We start from the raw sequence: 249 nt of genomic DNA, 5'->3' as shown, positions 1-249 counted from the left end.
AATGAAGCGCCAATTTCGCTTAATACCGACTCCGGCAAGCCTTTTAGCAAGGCCAGGCGCTCCTTGAAACTGGCAGCGAAATCCAGCTCACCACGCATGGCCCGCTCGGTGATCTCAGAAACCTGATCCCCCACACCCGCTGCTTTTGCCAGTTCATCAATGACTTCAGCCTCGATCAGTGTCGAGTCCATGTCGAACACGGCCAAGCGACGGTTGCGGCGAAACAGCGAGTCGCTCTGGAAGGCGATG

1 protein-coding gene is annotated in these 249 nt (G+C 56.6%); it reads right to left on the bottom strand.

Annotated features, from left to right (window positions below):
* On the bottom strand, positions 1–249 hold a 249-nt coding region (locus LVD47_RS23550; RefSeq protein WP_369427839.1), incomplete at both ends, for an HAD family hydrolase.

It is taken from the genome of Membranihabitans maritimus (genome assembly GCF_021729145.1).
In the GTDB taxonomy this organism is placed as follows: domain Bacteria; phylum Bacteroidota; class Bacteroidia; order Chitinophagales; family Saprospiraceae; genus Membranihabitans; species Membranihabitans maritimus.
The sequence above is the reverse complement of the archived record's forward strand: the minus strand, read 5'-3'. Positions and strand labels throughout refer to the sequence as shown.